At 61.3% G+C, this 15,638-nt stretch carries 10 protein-coding genes, 1 other RNA gene and 1 pseudogene; 8 read left to right on the top strand and 4 right to left on the bottom strand.

Going from position 1 to position 15,638, the window contains the following annotated elements:
* Positions 1-114: 114 nt before the first annotated feature.
* Both CXP40_RS06655 and ssrA read right to left on the bottom strand, forming a co-directional pair.
* Positions 115-2,568 carry a site-specific integrase gene (locus tag CXP40_RS06655; protein ID WP_106733142.1) on the bottom strand — a complete coding sequence of 818 codons (2,454 nt, stop codon included), beginning with the start codon at positions 2,566-2,568 and terminating at the stop codon, positions 115-117.
* 99 nt (positions 2,569-2,667) lie between these two features.
* Positions 2,668-3,059: a transfer-messenger RNA gene (gene ssrA, locus CXP40_RS06650) on the bottom strand.
* A gap of 128 nt (positions 3,060-3,187) precedes the next feature.
* On the opposite strand from ssrA, the gene CXP40_RS06645 reads away from it, so the two are divergent.
* The gene (locus CXP40_RS06645; RefSeq protein WP_106733141.1) at positions 3,188-6,100 is read left to right on the top strand and encodes an ATP-binding protein; all 2,913 of its coding nucleotides are present in this window, start codon (positions 3,188-3,190) and stop codon (positions 6,098-6,100) included.
* A 4-nt stretch (positions 6,101-6,104) separates the two neighbouring features.
* Here the strand turns inward: CXP40_RS06645 and CXP40_RS06640 are convergent, their stop codons facing one another.
* Entirely contained in the window at positions 6,105-6,350 is a 246-nt protein-coding gene (locus tag CXP40_RS06640) for a hypothetical protein (RefSeq protein WP_106733140.1), read from the bottom strand.
* Between the two features lie 65 nt (positions 6,351-6,415).
* On the bottom strand, positions 6,416-8,269 hold the full coding sequence (locus CXP40_RS06635) for a DUF4105 domain-containing protein (RefSeq protein ID WP_177429634.1): 1,854 nt from the start codon (positions 8,267-8,269) through the stop codon (positions 6,416-6,418).
* Positions 8,270-8,487: 218 nt separating this feature from the next.
* Between CXP40_RS06635 and CXP40_RS06630 the strand changes: the two genes are divergently transcribed.
* The 7 genes and pseudogenes from CXP40_RS06630 to CXP40_RS06600 all read left to right on the top strand — a co-directional run bounded on the left by CXP40_RS06630 (position 8,488) and on the right by CXP40_RS06600 (position 15,614).
* A complete protein-coding gene (locus tag CXP40_RS06630; RefSeq protein WP_106733138.1) occupies positions 8,488-10,977 on the top strand; it encodes a Lon protease family protein in 2,490 nt (829 codons plus the stop codon).
* Between the two features lie 165 nt (positions 10,978-11,142).
* Positions 11,143-11,496: a hypothetical protein gene (locus CXP40_RS06625; protein ID WP_106733137.1), complete on the top strand. Its 354-nt coding sequence runs from the start codon at positions 11,143-11,145 to the stop codon at positions 11,494-11,496.
* Between the two features lie 139 nt (positions 11,497-11,635).
* A complete protein-coding gene (locus CXP40_RS06620; protein WP_004423362.1) occupies positions 11,636-12,127 on the top strand; it encodes a TIGR00645 family protein in 492 nt (163 codons plus the stop codon).
* Between the two features lie 131 nt (positions 12,128-12,258).
* Positions 12,259-12,561 (top strand): DUF6482 family protein, encoded by a 303-nt coding sequence (locus tag CXP40_RS06615; RefSeq protein WP_106733136.1) that lies wholly within the window; start codon positions 12,259-12,261, stop codon positions 12,559-12,561.
* Positions 12,558-13,958, top strand: coding sequence for a 3'-5' exonuclease family protein (locus CXP40_RS06610; protein ID WP_177429633.1), 1,401 nt, complete (start codon positions 12,558-12,560; stop codon positions 13,956-13,958). Before CXP40_RS06615 ends, CXP40_RS06610 begins: the two co-directional genes overlap by 4 nt.
* Complete coding sequence (locus CXP40_RS06605; protein ID WP_106733135.1) at positions 13,955-15,490, top strand: cryptochrome/photolyase family protein; 1,536 nt, start codon at positions 13,955-13,957, stop codon at positions 15,488-15,490. The genes CXP40_RS06610 and CXP40_RS06605 overlap by 4 nt, the downstream gene beginning before the upstream one ends.
* A pseudogene (locus tag CXP40_RS06600) lies at positions 15,487-15,614 on the top strand (DUF2256 domain-containing protein). Before CXP40_RS06605 ends, CXP40_RS06600 begins: the two are co-directional and overlap by 4 nt.
* Positions 15,615-15,638: the final 24 nt, after the last annotated feature.

The raw sequence follows: 15,638 nt of genomic DNA, 5'->3' as shown, positions 1-15,638 counted from the left end.
TGAGTAAACAGTGAATATAGAATTCGGAAAATACTCTTATTATTTATCTGTATTGACAAGTTGTCAATAGATTTTTTTCAGTGCGGGGAGGGCGATCTCCCCGCGCCGCCTCAACTATCGGGTGATGCGGGATTGCCAGTGCCGTTTTTCAGTCCAACTAGTGGCCTTGGCCTTGTTGACTCCAGCTGGGCGGCCGATGCGAAAGACGCCTTGCTTGGTTTGCAGCTCTCTGTAGTGGCTGAAGTGGATGTGCGCAGTCGTGGCCTCAAAGTCTATCTTGTCGAGCTCCTCTTTCAGCACGTAGCTTGGATAGCAATCGCCATAGCCGCCAGTGGTGCTTCGGTCGGCGTGGCCGACCAAGGCTTTGCCGATCAGCATGTCCAGCTTTTGTCGGCGGAACTGCTGAATGAATGTGTGTCGCAGGCCATGAAAAGTCAGTTCATCATCACCGAGTCCGCATTGACCCAAGAAGCCTTTGTCATCTTTGTCTGAGCCTCGATACCAGCGGCTGGCCGTGTGCCCGGGTGAGAGGTCGCCATAAGTGCGGAGATTTTCAAAAAGCGGCGCTGACAGATCACCGCCATTTGCCTCCAGGCGCTGCTGATGAAACGCCAAGAAGCCGGCTTCAAGAATGACCTTATGTAGCGGTACGAGGCGCTCCGAGTCGACAGTTTTCAGCTGTCGCGCTCCAGAGCTGCTGATGCTGATTACCCACACGCCCAGCTCTTTGCGAATATCCCCAAGCTGAAGCTGGCAGAGTTCGCTCAAGCGAGCGCCGCTATAGAGGCCAAGCAATGGCAGCCAAAAACGGTAGTCATCCAGGCGCCAGCGTGGCGGCGCCTTGAGCGTGTAGACCGGGCCTTGCAGCACTTGCTCGATCTGTCTGGGGGTATAGGTGCGCTTGCGTGGCGCGGCTGCGCCCTTCGTGCTGAATGAAAGTCCGGCGGCCAGATTCTCTTTCAAATACCCCTGGTCGTGCGCATAGCTGATGAGTGCGCGTGCCAGCTCGAAAAACTTTTTGGCTGTCCTGGCATTCAGGGGCTCGTACTTGCCGCTCTGAATAATCTGACTCAGGGGCTGATGGCGAGTCGCGCGCAAGCGATGCCTGTTCTTGGGGTAGCTGCGCAACTGGTCGCGCAAGGCATTAAAGTCAGCCCGGGTCAGTGTGGAAAGTGGGCGATGTCCTCCGATTAGCTCTGCAAGTCCTTCCAGGCGAGCATGCATGGTGATGCGGGTGCGCGGATTCTTCCATGCCCCTTCGCGTACCTGGCGCTCTTCGAACTCCCGAGTGAGAGCGCCGAAGTGCCGGCAGTTCTCATGAGTGAGTGGTGGCTGGATCAGCAGGTCGTTGGAGGCAGGTGCATCAAACAAGGCTTGTAGCTTTGCGTTTTGGGCAGGTGACAAAACGCTGCCGAGAGCATTCAGCAGTGCAAGCGTGCCGGCGTCCTGGGGCGCTGTGACGGCGTCGTTTGCCGCGCTCATGTCGGGGAGGGTGTACATGGGCTCTGCAGGTGGGATGGGGCCAAGCATGCGCCGGATCAGGTCCTGAATTTCTTGCAGGGCGCGCTCATAGGCATCCGCTGAAGGGGCTTCGATGAAGCTCTTAACCAAAATCTTGTCGATCTGACCGAGGCAGAAATGCAGCAGGATCGACGCCAGGATCGGTGAGCTGGTCAGCAGTTCGACTCGCAGTTCATCGGGGTGGCGGGGCGCGCCGGTGAGTCGCGCGCCGGTCAGCGGAATACGGAGGCTATAGAGCCCGCTTTCCTCCTGAAGAATCTGAAAATTTTGGCAGAGTGTCAGACGGTCGAGCTGTCCCGAGATCCGGCTAAAGTGAAACATGACGCTGTGCGCGGAGCGTGGCAGGCCCGGCGGAATATGCAGCAGATGGCGGCCCTGATCGGGACGGGCAAAACACAGGTACTCGTAAAACGACAGCATCGTGATAAGCGGATGCCCGGCCTTGAACATGTTTCTGGCCATTGGGGTAGTTTCCAGCACTGTGATGGCGCTGTAGATGTAAGCGGCAGCCGCGTTGGCGATGACTGGGTCGTTGGTGCCGAGCGGCCAGTCGAAGCGGGTGAAACCGAACTTGAGGGCTTGGCGCAGGGCTTCGCTCGGATATAAGGCGAAGTGGATTTCACCGCCCGGCTCGTTGCAATAAAGCACAGTGTGCTCTTGGCACTCTTTCAGCAGGCGCTCATGCCCGGCGCTCAGGTCAGAGTTGGCCAGCACAGCAGGAGCAGGGCGGAGCGCCCAGATTTTCAGGTGGCTTTCGGTAAAACGGCTGATTTCAGCGTGAACAGTGGCCAGGTTTAACAGAAAGCCCTCGGGGTCCAGCTCAATCGTACCGGCGCTGCTGCGCCTCAGCAGGTCTTCGAAACGCGGGTTGAGGTATTGGGCGAGATCGCGTGCGAGCGCTTCATCATGGCCGAGTGACCAACGAATCTGTGCCGGCAGCTGGGGGTGATTGCCGATATAGCTCGGGAAGGTGAAGTAGTACTGAAAGCCGGCTTTGGCTTGATAGACCAGGTACTGAACACCGGTTTTGCTTTGACGCTTGGACATGATGGCATACCTATTTGGATTCACAGTTGGACTGTGTGAAATCCAGTGCCATCAAATCGTGCCTGAAACCCGCGTTTTAGACGGGTTTCAGGCTTTGTTTGGTGGAGCCGGGGGGATTTGAACCCCCGTCCGCCAGTTCTCCACTGTCGGTACTACATGCTTAGCCGTGTCTATTGAGTTAACCCTCAGCCGCCCGACGGGCAGGGTGCATTGGGCGAGTTGTGTAAGTTTTAGCCACTTCGTCCACAACGTACTACGCGGCGATCCTGTTCTGCATGACAATCACTTCAGGTTTACAGGCATCCCCTAGTGATCGCTGGAGCCGAAGCTACCAGAAGGACTAGTCGCGCCGCTTACGCAGCGAGAGCGTAGCCCTCGTAGTTTTCGTCATTGGCAACTATAGAAAGTTGCAACAGTTTATTTACGACTTCTGTTACCAAGTCGGCATGCACCTCGAGCTTCGCTACCGGCGTCGAATCCTAATCGGCCCCAAAACTTTTCGGTTACAGATAGGACGTGAAGTGTACGGCAAAGGTTCCTCAGCGTCGACTGCAGATTCCGTCCGGGGAGGCTATGATGGCGCCTCGCATCTGCCTGCGCCCTCAGCAAAGGAGCCGTAATGCCGAGTTCTAGCCGCTACCCTCTCCGTCAGTGGATCTGGCGCGCGTTTGTGCAAAGCGCACTGATCCCGCTGATTCTGGTGGAGTCGGTGTTGATTGCGGTGTATCTGCTAAGCAACCAGGCGATTCGCGATGCGCAGATCGGCCATCTGCAGGAGACGGCGGTCAAGGACCTGGCTAGCGCGGCGTTGCGTGAGGGGCAGATCATCGATGGTCGCCTGCGCTCGATCGAGTCGCTGGTGCAGGTGTACCGCGACGCCACCCACAAGGCCCTGTTCGATACCCGCTTTGAGGCTGACGAGCTCGAGCGTCAGCGTCATGCTGTGACCGACGGCGTCTTCTATACCCGCAGCGATGACGGGCGTGCGGCCTCCTTCTATGCCAACAGCACGCCGCTGGCACAGCAGGATCACGCCAAGGTGATGCGCCTGTCGCAGCTCGATCCGCTGATGAGTTCGATCCGCCAGGCCAACCCGCTGGTGGCAGCCCTGTATTTCAACACCTGGGATAGTTACAACCGCATTTATCCCTGGTTCGACACGCCCGCGCAGTATCCCCACGACATGGTGATACCTGATTACAACTTCTATTACTTGGCTGATGCCAAGCACAACCCGCAGCGCAAGGTGATGTGGACCGAGGTGTATCTCGACCCCGCCGGCCTGGGCTGGATGATGTCGGCCATCGCCCCGGTGTATCGCGACGATTTTCTCGAAGGTGTGGTCGGTCTCGACGTGACCGTCGGCCAGATCCTGGGCGAAATCGCCGAGCTCAACGTGCCCTGGCAGGGCTACGCGATGCTGGTCAGCCATGACCACAACATCATGGCGTTGCCGAAGGCCGGGGAACGGGACTTCGGTCTGCGTGAGCTGACCCAGTATTCCTACGACGAAGCCGTGCGCCGTGAGGTGCTCAAGCCCGAAGATTTCAACCTCACCAAGCGCGAGGGCATGGCGTCGCTGTTGCAGGCGATGAACGAAGGTAATGGCAGCGCGCAAGAGGTGATGCTCGGTGGTCGCAAGCAGTTGGTGGCCTGGAGCGAGATTCCACAGACCGGCTGGCGCCTGTTGCTGGTGGTGGACGAGGAGCAGATCTTCCATGACACCAATCAGCTGGCCGAGCGCTACATGCAGATAGGTTATCTGCTGATCGCCGGTCTGGCCGGGTTCTATTTGTTGTTCTTCGCCCTGATGTGGCTGCGCTCGCGCCACCTGAGCGACCAGTTGTCGAGGCCCATCAATGGCATCGTCGACATGGCTGCCAGCCTCGGTCAGGGCAAATATCTGCCCGCCGCACCGGACAGCCATATCGCCGAGGTCAGCCGCCTGGCCGATGCCGTGCAGCAGGCCGGTAAACAGCTAAAGGCCAGCGAGCATGAGCGACAGGAGGCGCAAAGCATCCTGCAACTGGTGCTGGAGAGCACCACCGAAAGTCTCTGGCAAATCGATACCGCTGCACTGACCATCGAGCTCAGTGAGCGCTTCGTGCGGCGTTTCGGATTGGGCGCGTCGCTGCTGACCTTGAGCGAGTTCAATCAGCGTGTGCACCCGGACGATCTGGAGCGTTTGCGTCACCTGCGCAAGCTGTTCGCCGACAGTGGCGAGGAATACTTCGACGCCGAGTATCGTTATCTCGATTGCCGTGGCGAATACCTCTGGCTGCTCAGCCGTGGCAAGGTGCTGTCGCGTGACGAGAACGGCTGGCCGCTGCGCATCGCCGGTACCCACGTCGATATCACCCGGCTCAAGCAGGTACAGGAGGAGTTGCGTCACGCCAGCCTGGAAGCGCTCGCTGCGAGCCAGGCCAAGAGTCGTTTCCTGTCTAGCATGAGCCATGAGCTGCGCACGCCGCTCAACGCTATCCATGGCTTCGCCCAGTTGATCGAGATGGAGGTGCAGGACAAGAAGGATGCCACGCTGGAGACCGATTACTCGCGTGAGATCGTCAGCGCCAGCCAGCATCTCACCTCGCTGGTCGATGACATCCTCGACTTGTCGAGCATCGAGAGCCGGCGCCAGCAGTTGCAATTCCAGCCGATCGAGATCGGCAGCCTGCTCAAGGGCTGTGCCGAGCTGGTGCAGCCCGAAGTGCAACAAAAACAGCTGCAACTGCAGGTGATGGAGGCGGCCGATCCGCCATTGTTCGTACAGGGCGACCCGCGCCGGGTAAGGCAGATTCTGCTCAACCTGCTGTCCAACGCGATCAAGTACAACAGCCCGCGCGGGATGATCCGCATGGGCTACGAGGTGCGTGCCGACTGCGTGCGCCTGTGGGTCGACGACACCGGGCCGGGGCTATCTGGCGAGCAGCTGGCGCAGCTGTTCCAGCCATTCCAGCGCCTCGGCCGTGAAAGCTCTAATATTCCTGGCACCGGCATCGGGCTGGTGCTGTGCCGCGAGTTGGCCACGCTGATGGACGGCGAGATCGGAGTGCGTAGCGAGGCGGGAGTGGGCAGCCGTTTCTGGCTCGACATTCCCAGCGCGGCAAGCCCTGAAGGGCTGGGCGACGAGGTTGACGACGTACCAGCGCAGAGCGTGCAGAGCCTGGTGCAGGTTCTGTGCGTGGAGGATCACCCGGCCTGCATGAGGATCCTTCAGGCGTCATTGCGTGAATTTGCCGAAGTCAGGGGCGTGAGCTCCTGCCAGCGGGCACTGGCTGAGTTGCAGGACAGTGAACCAGCGCTGGTGCTGCTGGATATCGACTTGCCCGACGGCAGCGGACTCGAGGTGCTCGACGCCATGCGCGCCGAGCCTCGCCTGCGTGATGTGCCGGTGATGGTGATCAGCGCAGTGGCTGACGCCCGCTTGTTCGAGGATGCTCGGGCACGCGGAGCGTCAGCCTGCCTGAGCAAACCGGTGGATCTGCAAGAGGTCAGGCAGGTGGCGCTGGGTCTGCTTTACAGCGGCTTCTGACCCTTCACTCGCTGGCCGACAGCAGGTCCAGGGCTTCGCCGAGTACCTTGACCGACTCGGTGTGATCGCCAGCCTTGTGCAGGGCTTCGCCCTCGGCGCGCAGTTCCTTGACCTTGGCCAGCACCTCGGGGTCGGACGGTGGATCGCTTTGCAGCAGTGCATCGATCTTGGCCATGTCCTGCGGGCAGTGCATGGCCCACAACGGCAGGCTGATCAGGGTAGCGGCGAGAAACATGAGCGTGCGACGCATGATGACTCTCCTGAAACGGGTGAAGGAGATTTCAGTATAGAAGCCCGCCTTCTGCATGTTGCCCCTCAGTAGTGATACCAGCGCAGCTCCAGTTTCACTTCATTGACCGGGCTGGCCAGCTGGCTGAGTTCGCGCTGGGCGCTCAGGCGCAGGCCGAGGTTGCGCGAAACCTCCCATTGCTGGTTGAGCGATAGACGTCGGCGCACTTCGCCGTTGTGGAAGTAATCGCCAGCAGCTTCCAGGGTCATGTTGCCCAGCGGGTTGCGCCAGAGCAGTCCGCTGTTGAATCCGAGTGCCGGAGAGATAACGGCGGCAAAGTCCTCGTTGTATTCCAGGCGTGCGGTGCCGAGGGCAAAGCCCAGTAGGTCGTCGTGCAACTGCCAGGTGGCGCCGGCACCACCGCTGATATGGCCGACCAGCCGGCTATCGCCATCTTCGCCTAGCACCCGCTCCAAACCGCCGCCGATCTGCCAGGACAGCGGCTGCAACAGGGCGTTGCGTGGTGTCAGCGAGCGGATGTTGGCCAGATCCAGGCGTTGCAGCTGCCAGTGGTTGTTCTCGTACTGGCGCAGCTTGAGCTGGAAGATCTCGATCTGTGCGCCGAGCGGGAAACCGTCGAGGTTGTCGGTGAGATCGTGGTAGGCCATGCGCAGGCCGTACTCGGCAAAGGCGCGATCATCGCGGCTGCCGCCAGCCAGTTGCCAGGTGCGTGATTCGTGGCCTTCCTCAGGCAGCGGCGGGCGCTCGACTGCCAGTGGCGGTGGCGGGTTGCGATTGATCGCGCCGAGTAGCTGGAAGCTGCGCTGGGCGTTGCTGCTGCGCTCTTCATCGTTGGCGTGGTAGCGCACCAGACGGAAGGCGGCGTCCTGGATCAGGGCACGGCGTTCCGCCGGCAGGGCGAGGAAGGCGCTGTCTTCGAGTTGCGTCGGGTCTTGGCTCAGGCGCAGGACCCAGGCCTGTTCGTCGCGCTCCAGCGGTTCAGCGCGGGCCAGCAGTTCGCGCTCGCGCGAAGGGCGGTAGTCGATGCGTTCGATCAGCCCGGCATCCTTGACCGCGCGTACGGTGTCTGTGGGGATGGCAGTCAGCGGGAAATGTTCGGTCAGCTCGATACCGGGGCGGGCGATTTCCAGCAGCTCCAGCAGGCGGTAGGAGCAGTTCTCGTCGAAGAAAAAGTAGTCGAAGCGAACCTGCTTGAGTTCCCAGACGTGCTCGACCATGCGCGCGGTTTCTTCCGACGTCAGGTTCAGCCGGTATTCCCACAGGTCGCGATTTTCCAGGCGATTGTATTCGCTGAGTTTTTCGCGGTACGGCACCAGGGCGAACAGGCCTGGATAGCCGCCCATCAGGCCGCGCCAGGCGTAGAGGATGCTGTTGTCGTTACCTTCGATGAACGCGCCGAAATTCAGCGCGTAGCTGAGCAGTGCGGTGTTGTGGCTGTCGATATCGGCCTGGTCGATGCGCAGCAGTGTGTGGCCGAACATTGATGACGGGCTATTCAGGTACGCCGCCGGGAACACCAGCACCGTGCTGTGTGGATTGACGTCGGCGAACCAGTTTCGATATTCGGCGCAGTCGGGGCTGGGCAGGTCATCGAGTTGCAATTGCGCCTTGAGCCAACGGGTGCGAGCCGGGTAGACGCACTGCGGGTGGCGGTCGCCCAGCTCGGCAGGTTGGTACAGTGCCTTCAGGGTCGCCTGCAGTTCGGCTGCCGGGTCGCTGTCGCCATCTTCGGCGAGAAAGAAATCGTCGTCGTCGACATAGCTGCGCCAGCCGCCGAGCTTGCCGGTTTCATAGTGGCCGAGGGCGATCCAGTAAGGATCGTTGGCCAGTTGTTCGAGCGTGGCGGCGTGCAGGGGAAGGCTGAAGCTCAGGGCTAGGACCGCGAATATCCGTTTCAAGATCGCTGTTCTTCTGGTCATGGCGATGGCCGAGCTTTGGCCAGGCGGCAGACTGGTGTCAAGGCAGTCGACGTCGGCATTTTGCGCAAGTGCTGGCCGGTATCCATTGTGGGCGTTGCGCGGCGCATCACGGTTGAGCCGCTCTTCATTTTTTGAATCAAGCCTTGATCCCTTTCGCGCCACAGGCCCAGAATCACCCCATGTTTTGCGGAAACTTCCGCCCGCTATAAGGATTGCCAATGTCCAAGCGTAGCCTCGATGCTTTGCGCCTTGCCCCCGACTCACTGACCCGCCCCTTCGCCCCCGAGCAATTCAACTTCAGCAGTACCGATGACCTCGAACCCTTCCGCGGCGTACTGGGCCAGGCTCGCGCGGTCGAAGCTCTGCAGTTCGGCGTAGCCATGCCGCGTCCTGGCTACAACGTGTTCGTCATGGGCGAGCCCGGTACCGGACGCTTCTCCTTCGTCCAGCGTTACCTCAAGGCAGAAGCCAAGCGCATGGAGACGCCAGCCGACCGGGTTTACGTCAACCACTTCGACGAGCCGCGCGAGCCACGTGCGCTGGAGCTGCCAGCCGGTACCGCGAGCGATTTCATCGCCGACATCAACCTGCTGATCGACAACCTGCTGGCCACCTTCCCGGCGGTGTTCGAAACCCCGACCTACCAGCAGAAGAAAAGCGCCATCGATCGCGGCTTCAACAAGCGCTACGACCAGGCCCTGGACGTGATCGAGCGGCTGTCGCTGGAGAAGGGCGTGGCCCTGTACCGCGACAGCACCAATATCGCCTTCACTCCGATGGCCGACGGCAAGGCGCTGGACGAAGCCGAGTTCGCGCAACTGCCCGAAGCCGAGCGCGAGCGCTTCCACGCCGATATCGCCGCGCTGGAAGAGCGCCTCAACGAGGAGCTGGCCAGCCTGCCGCAGTGGAAGCGTGAGTCGAGCAACCTGCTGCGCCAGCTCAATGAAGAGACCATTACCGTTGCCCTGCAGCCGCTGCTGGCACCCTTGTCGGAGAAGTACGCGGAAAATGCCGATGTCTGTGCCTATCTCCAGGCCATGCAGGTCAACCTGCTGAAAACTGCCGTCGAGCAACTGGTGGATGTCGACAAGGCTGACCCGCAACTGCGCAAGCTGCTGGAGGAAATGTACTGCCCGAGTCTGGTGGTTGGTCACCATGCCAACGGCGGTGCGCCGGTGGTGTTCGAGTCGCACCCGACCTACGACAATCTGTTCGGCCGTATCGAATACAGCTCCGATCAGGGCGCGCTGTACACCAGCTACCGGCAACTGCGCCCCGGCGCGCTGCACCGCGCCAACGGCGGCTATCTGGTGGTCGAGGCAGAAAAAATGCTGAGTGAGCCCTTCGTCTGGGAAGCGCTGAAGCGTGCGCTGCATTCGCGCCAGTTGAAGATGGAGTCGCCGCTGGGTGATCTCGGCCGCATCGCCACCGTCACGCTCAACCCGCAGGTCATCCCGCTGCAACTGAAGGTCATCATCATCGGCTCGCGTCAGCTCTATTACGCGCTGCAGGACGCCGATCCCGACTTTCAGGAGATGTTTCGCGTCCTGGTCGACTTCGACGAGGACATCCCGCTCGCCGAGGAAAGCCTGGAGCAGTTCGCGCAATTGATGAAGACGCGTACCTCGGAAGAAGGTATGGCGCCGCTGACTGGTGCTGCCGTGGCGCGTCTGGCTACCTATAGCGCACGCCTGGCTGAACATCAGGGACGTCTGTCGGCGCGTATTGGCGATTTGTTCCAGTTGGTCAGCGAGGCGGACTTCATTCGCCAGCTCGCCGGAGAAGGTCTCACCGATGTCGGTCACATAGAGCGCGCACTCAAGGCCAAGGCCACCCGCACCGGGCGCGTGTCGGCGCGGATCATCGACGACATGCTGGCCGGCATCATTCTGATCGACACCACGGGCGCGGCGGTGGGCAAGTGCAACGGTCTGACCGTGCTGGAAGTCGGCGACTCGGCTTTTGGCGTGCCAGCGCGGATTTCCGCCACGGTCTATCCCGGCGGCAGTGGCATCGTCGATATCGAGCGTGAGGTCAGTCTGGGCCAGTCCATCCACTCCAAGGGTGTGATGATCCTTACCGGCTTTCTCGGTAGCCGCTACGCACAGGAGTTCCCGCTGGAGATTTCCGCCAGCATCGCCCTGGAGCAGTCCTACGGTTACGTCGACGGCGACAGCGCGTCACTCGGTGAGGTCTGCACGTTGATCTCGGCGTTGTCGCGCACGCCGCTCAAACAGTGCTTCGCCATCACTGGCTCGATCAACCAGTTCGGCGAAGTGCAGGCGGTCGGTGGCGTCAACGAGAAGATCGAAGGCTTCTTCCGTCTGTGCGAGGCGCGCGGCCTGACCGGCGAGCAGGGGGTAATCATCCCGCACTCCAACGTCGCCAACCTGATGCTTGACGAGCGCGTGCTGCAGGCCGTGCGAGAAGGCCAGTTCAACGTCTACGCCGTGCGTCATGTCGACGAGGCCCTGAGCCTGCTGGTCGGCGAGGCGGCTGGTCACCCGGATGAAAAGGGGCGCTTCCCCAAAGGCAGCGTCAACGCTCGGGTGGTAGAACGTTTGCGCGATATCGCCGAGATCGGGCTGGAGGAAGAGATCAAGCCGGCTGACGCGGACAAGGCGAAGGCCGAAGCCGAGGCGGCTGCTGTGAAACCGGCCAAGGCGCCGCGGCGCAAGAAGGGGGAGGGTGAAGGCACTGTGGGCTGAGCAAATATTGCACGATTGTCACGGATCGCCCGGGGCAGGTGCATCTTGATTGTTGCTCACTACTCATGCACAGAGTTATCCACAGATTGCGTGGATAACTTTGGCCTTCACAGTGCGGCTGCTCGGGGTGTAGGCTGAAGCCTGGATTCTGCGAGGGTCGCCGCCATGTCGCGCAGCCTCTGCCTCACCCGTCAATGCCTGGGCCTGGTCACTCGCATCGAATGCGTGATCAGGCCACTGGCAGGAGACAACGGACGTTGGACACTGCTTTGCGCCGCCGGTATGTCGGGGGCGCAGCCTTCCGCGATCAAGGCGCAAGGCCCGTTCTATGGGCCTTCCGTCGCCGAGGATGCCCTGACGGCGATTGCCGAGAGCCTGGCTCTGCAGGGCTACGTCGAATGCTCTGAAGCGCCGATCTGGCGTCTGCACCTGCAGGCCGAGTTACGCCGGGTCAATGGTGAGCGGCACAGCGCTGCCGGGCCCTTCCAGCGCCATCCTGAAACCGACGGACAGAGCTGAAGCGCCCGAATCATGGCGCGTTCGGGCAATCCGGGCGTTGCCGCCGGGCTGGGGTTATCCACAGTGCTCAGGCACCTTCTTTTGGTGCAATGCGATGGGTATACTCGCCGCGATTTTCCCCTCCTTCAGTGAGCCCTCCATGGAACGCTTCATCGAAAACACCATGTACGCATCGCGCTGGTTGCTGGCGCCGATCTATTTCGGTCTTTCTCTCGCCGTGCTCGCCTTGTCGGTCAAGTTCTTCCAAGAGCTTTATCACATCCTGCCGCAGATCTTTTCCCTGGCCGAAGCCGACGTGATCCTCAAGCTCCTGTCGCTGATCGACATGGCGCTGGTCGGTGGGCTCTTGGTGATGGTAATGCTGTCCGGCTACGAGAACTTCGTTTCACGCCTGGATATTCACGAAGGCACCGAGAAGCTGAGCTGGCTCGGCAAGATGGACTCCAGCTCGCTGAAGATGAAAGTGGCGGCGTCCATCGTGGCGATTTCCTCCATCCACCTGCTGAAAGTGTTCATGGACGCGAAGAATTACGATCTGGAGTACCTGAAATGGTACGTGATCATTCACCTGACGTTCGTTGGTTCTGCCTTCGCCATGGGCTATCTGGACAAGGTCACCAAGCACGACTGATCCGAAGCCGCCTCGCAACCGCCCGTCCGAACGTGACGGGCGTTTTGCTTTATGGGCTTGAGCTTTTTCTTTGTTGTACAAGAATTGTTTTTGTATAAGTTCTTGTATAGTTAAGGTCGGAGGCAAGCCTGATGAACCTGAATGATCTGTCCACCCACGCCCACGCCGGGCGCATCGATGAACTGAACCTGATCTCGCTCGAAGGCGGCATTTATCTGCTTGAAGCGCGGATGGACGGGCGGGCGCACCCGATCATCAATGAACAGGGCAACACGCTCAACCTGCGCTCGGTGGAGCACGCGCGCGATGTGCTGCAGGAAATACCGGCGCTGCCGTTTTTCCTGGTGCACAGCTCGGTCCATGATGAAATGTGCGGTATGCCTTCGGCTGACAACAGCCTGCGCGTGCCTCTCGCTTTCCGCTCCAACTGGTGACTGCCGCCTTTGCACCGGCCGCGACGTTGCAGGGCAGGGCTCTGGCCGTCGTGGAGGTGAAGACTACAGGCGTACATCCGGCACGCGATGCCATCTGGGAGCTGGCGATCATTCAGGTCGATGCTGAGGGGTGTGTCGCAGAGCGCTTGCACTGGTTGTTCGAGCCAGGCGTCGCGTTGCCCCCGCAGTTGCTCAGTCTAAGTGGATTACACCCTCTGGAATTAAGTGGCCAGCCACGCATCGACAGCGAAGCGCGGGCGATAGCCGATGCCATTCGCGGCCGCGTGCTGATGGGCCATAACCTGCGCTTCAGCCTGGCGTTCTTGCGCCGAGTGCTGCCTGACTGGAAGACGCTGCGTCCGCCGCAGTTGTGCACCCTGCGCTTGGCCAGAGCGACGTTGCCGCAGTTGGCGAGCGCCGGCTTCGATGCGCTTTGTGCACATTTTGGCATTACGCGTTTCTTCCGCGATCGCGCCGTGCCGGATGCCGAGGCCGTGTTGACGCTGGCTCAGCACCTGCTGCAGCAGGTCGCGCCTACGACTCTCGGGCAGCAACTGCGCAGTGCAGCGCGGCCCCCGTTGCTGGCCGCAGAGCGTTTCGCCCGGTTGCCGGAGCGTCCGGGGGTTTATTACTTCCTGGATGATGGCGGGGCGCAGCTTTACGTGGGCAAGAGCCGTAATTTGCGCCGCCGGGTGATGTCGCATTTTCAGAACGATCACCGCGACCGTCGCAGCCTGCAGATGGTGCAGCAGATTCGCGACGTGCAGCTGGCAGTCACTGCCGGTGAGCTGGGCGCGCTGCTGCTCGAGTCTGCCGATATCAAGCGTCTGCAACCCTTGTACAACCGTCGACTGCGCAAACAGCGCGAGCTGTTGACCTGGGCGCTGACGGGCGAGCCTGGTGAGCTGCACATCGAACTGCTGCAGCACCATGCATTGAGGCCCGGGCTCAGGCATGTTGGGCTGTTCCGCTCGCGTCATCAGGCGCGCCAGTGGCTACTGGAGCAGGCGCGCGAGCGGCGTCTGTGTCTGCGCGTGCTGGGGCTGGAGGAGGGCGAGGGAGCCTGCTTCGCCTATCAACTGGGGCACTGCGCGGGCGCCTGCTGTGGTGAGGAACCGCGCTCGGCCCATGACAGGCGGCTGCTTGCCGGTGCCGAGCGCCTGCAGACCCAGGCCTGGCCCTGGAACGGGCCGGTCGCGCTGGTCGAGCGCGACGAGCAGCACGGCCTCACTCAGTGGCACGTGCTCGATCAATGGCGTCATCTCGGTACGGTCGACCAGCTCGAGCATGCCCAGCCGCTGCTGGCCGCGCGTCGTGGCGGTTTCAATCTCGATACCTATCACATCCTGATCGGCCATCTGCGCCGCCACCCGAATATGGAGATCGTGCCGCTGTGAGTGCGCGCCGTCTGATTCTGATCCTGGGTGACCAGCTTACCCATGGCCTCGGTGCATTGAAGGACATCGACCGCGAGCACGACCACGTGCTGCTGGCCGAAGTGATGGAGGAGGCCAGTCATGTGCCGCATCACCCGAAGAAGATCGCCCTGATCTTCAGCGCCATGCGCCATTTTTCCGAGGCTCTGCGCGCGCGGGGCATCCAGGTTCACTACGTGACTCTGGATGATCCCGATAACAGTGGTTCGTTAGCGGGCGAGCTGCTGCGCTGGACGCAACGGCTAGACCCTGCCGAGGTGCATCTGACGGAGTGCGGCGACTGGCGCCTGGAGCAGGCGCTGCGTCACTGTGGCGTGCCGATTCACTGGCATCAGGACAGCCGCTTTCTCTGCAGCCGCGATGCATTCGCTGCCTGGGCCAGGGGGCGCAAGCAGTTGCGTATGGAGTTCTTCTACCGTGAGATGCGCCGCGACAGCGGACTGCTGCTCAACCCGGACGGCACGCCAGAGGGCGGTGCCTGGAACTTCGATGCGGACAACCGCAAGGCATTGCCCAAAGGCGTGCGTCCACCCGCGCCGCTGAGTATCGAGCCGGATGCCATCACCCGTGATGTGCTGGCGCTGGTCGAGCGGCGTTTCACCAGTCATTACGGCAGCCTGGAGGGTTTTGATTATCCGGTCACGGCCGAGCAGGCCGAACGCCTCTGGCAGTATTTTCTGGCCCAGGGCCTGGCAGACTTCGGTGACTACCAGGACGCCATGGCCGATGGTGAGCCATTTCTCTTCCACTCGCGCATTAGCGCTGCGCTGAACATCGGCCTGCTCGATCTGCGGCGGATCTGCGCCGAGGTCGAGGCCGCCTATCGTGCCGGCGACGTGCCGCTGAACGCCGCCGAAGGTTTCATCCGCCAACTGATCGGCTGGCGCGAATACGTGCGCGGCATCTACTGGCTACGTATGCCGGAGTACGCCGAGGGCAATCGCTTTGGCAACTCACGAGCGCTGCCCGAGTTCTACTGGACCGGCAAGACGCGGATGAACTGCATGCGTCAGGCCATCGGCCAGACTCTGGAGCATGCCTACGCGCACCATATCCAGCGGCTGATGGTCACCGGTAACTTCGCCTTGCTCGCTGGCATCGCGCCCAAAGCCATCTGTGACTGGTACCTGGCCGTTTACATGGACGCCTTCGACTGGGTGGAGCTGCCCAACACCCTGGGCATGGTGATGCATGCCGACGGTGGCTACCTCGGCTCCAAGCCTTATTGCGCCAGTGGTCAGTACATCAAGCGCATGTCTAACCATTGCCAGGGCTGCAGCTACAAGGTGAGCGAGAGCACCGGCGAGTCGGCCTGCCCGTTCAACGCGCTGTACTGGCATTTTCTCATGCGCCACCGCGAGCCTCTGGAACGCAACCCGCGCATTGGCATGGTCTACCGCAACCTGGCGCGCATGACCGAGGCCAAGCAGCAGGCGCTGTGGGACTGGGGCGAGCGCTTGCTGGCTAAGCTCGATGCCGGGGAGATGCTGTGAAGAAAAGCCAGTTGCCGGTGAAGACCTGCGCGGTCTGCGGCCTGCCGTTCAGCTGCGCAAGAAGTGGGCGCGCTGCTGGGACGAGGTGCGCTACTGCTCAGAGCGCTGTCGGCGTTCGCGCTGAGCGGGTGACCGGAGTCGGCTCCGG

This window comes from Pseudomonas sp. YY-1 (assembly GCF_002843095.1).
Classification (GTDB): domain Bacteria; phylum Pseudomonadota; class Gammaproteobacteria; order Pseudomonadales; family Pseudomonadaceae; genus Aquipseudomonas; species Aquipseudomonas sediminis_A.
Note: the sequence above shows the minus strand (reverse complement) of the source record. Positions and strands in the feature narration are given on the sequence as shown.

Excerpts from the sequence above, each read along its gene's own strand:
- CXP40_RS06625 (WP_106733137.1), top strand. The coding sequence starts at position 11,143 with ATGTCGCGCAGCCTCTGCCTCACCCGTCAATGCCTGGGCCTGGTCACT.
- CXP40_RS06655 (WP_106733142.1), bottom strand. The coding sequence starts at position 2,568 with ATGTCCAAGCGTCAAAGCAAAACCGGTGTTCAGTACCTGGTCTATCAA.
- CXP40_RS06615 (WP_106733136.1), top strand. The coding sequence starts at position 12,259 with ATGAACCTGAATGATCTGTCCACCCACGCCCACGCCGGGCGCATCGAT.
- CXP40_RS06630 (WP_106733138.1), top strand. The coding sequence starts at position 8,488 with ATGTCCAAGCGTAGCCTCGATGCTTTGCGCCTTGCCCCCGACTCACTG.
- CXP40_RS06635 (WP_177429634.1), bottom strand. The coding sequence starts at position 8,269 with ATGACCAGAAGAACAGCGATCTTGAAACGGATATTCGCGGTCCTAGCC.
- CXP40_RS06620 (WP_004423362.1), top strand. The coding sequence starts at position 11,636 with ATGGAACGCTTCATCGAAAACACCATGTACGCATCGCGCTGGTTGCTG.
- CXP40_RS06645 (WP_106733141.1), top strand. The coding sequence starts at position 3,188 with ATGCCGAGTTCTAGCCGCTACCCTCTCCGTCAGTGGATCTGGCGCGCG.
- CXP40_RS06640 (WP_106733140.1), bottom strand. The coding sequence starts at position 6,350 with ATGCGTCGCACGCTCATGTTTCTCGCCGCTACCCTGATCAGCCTGCCG.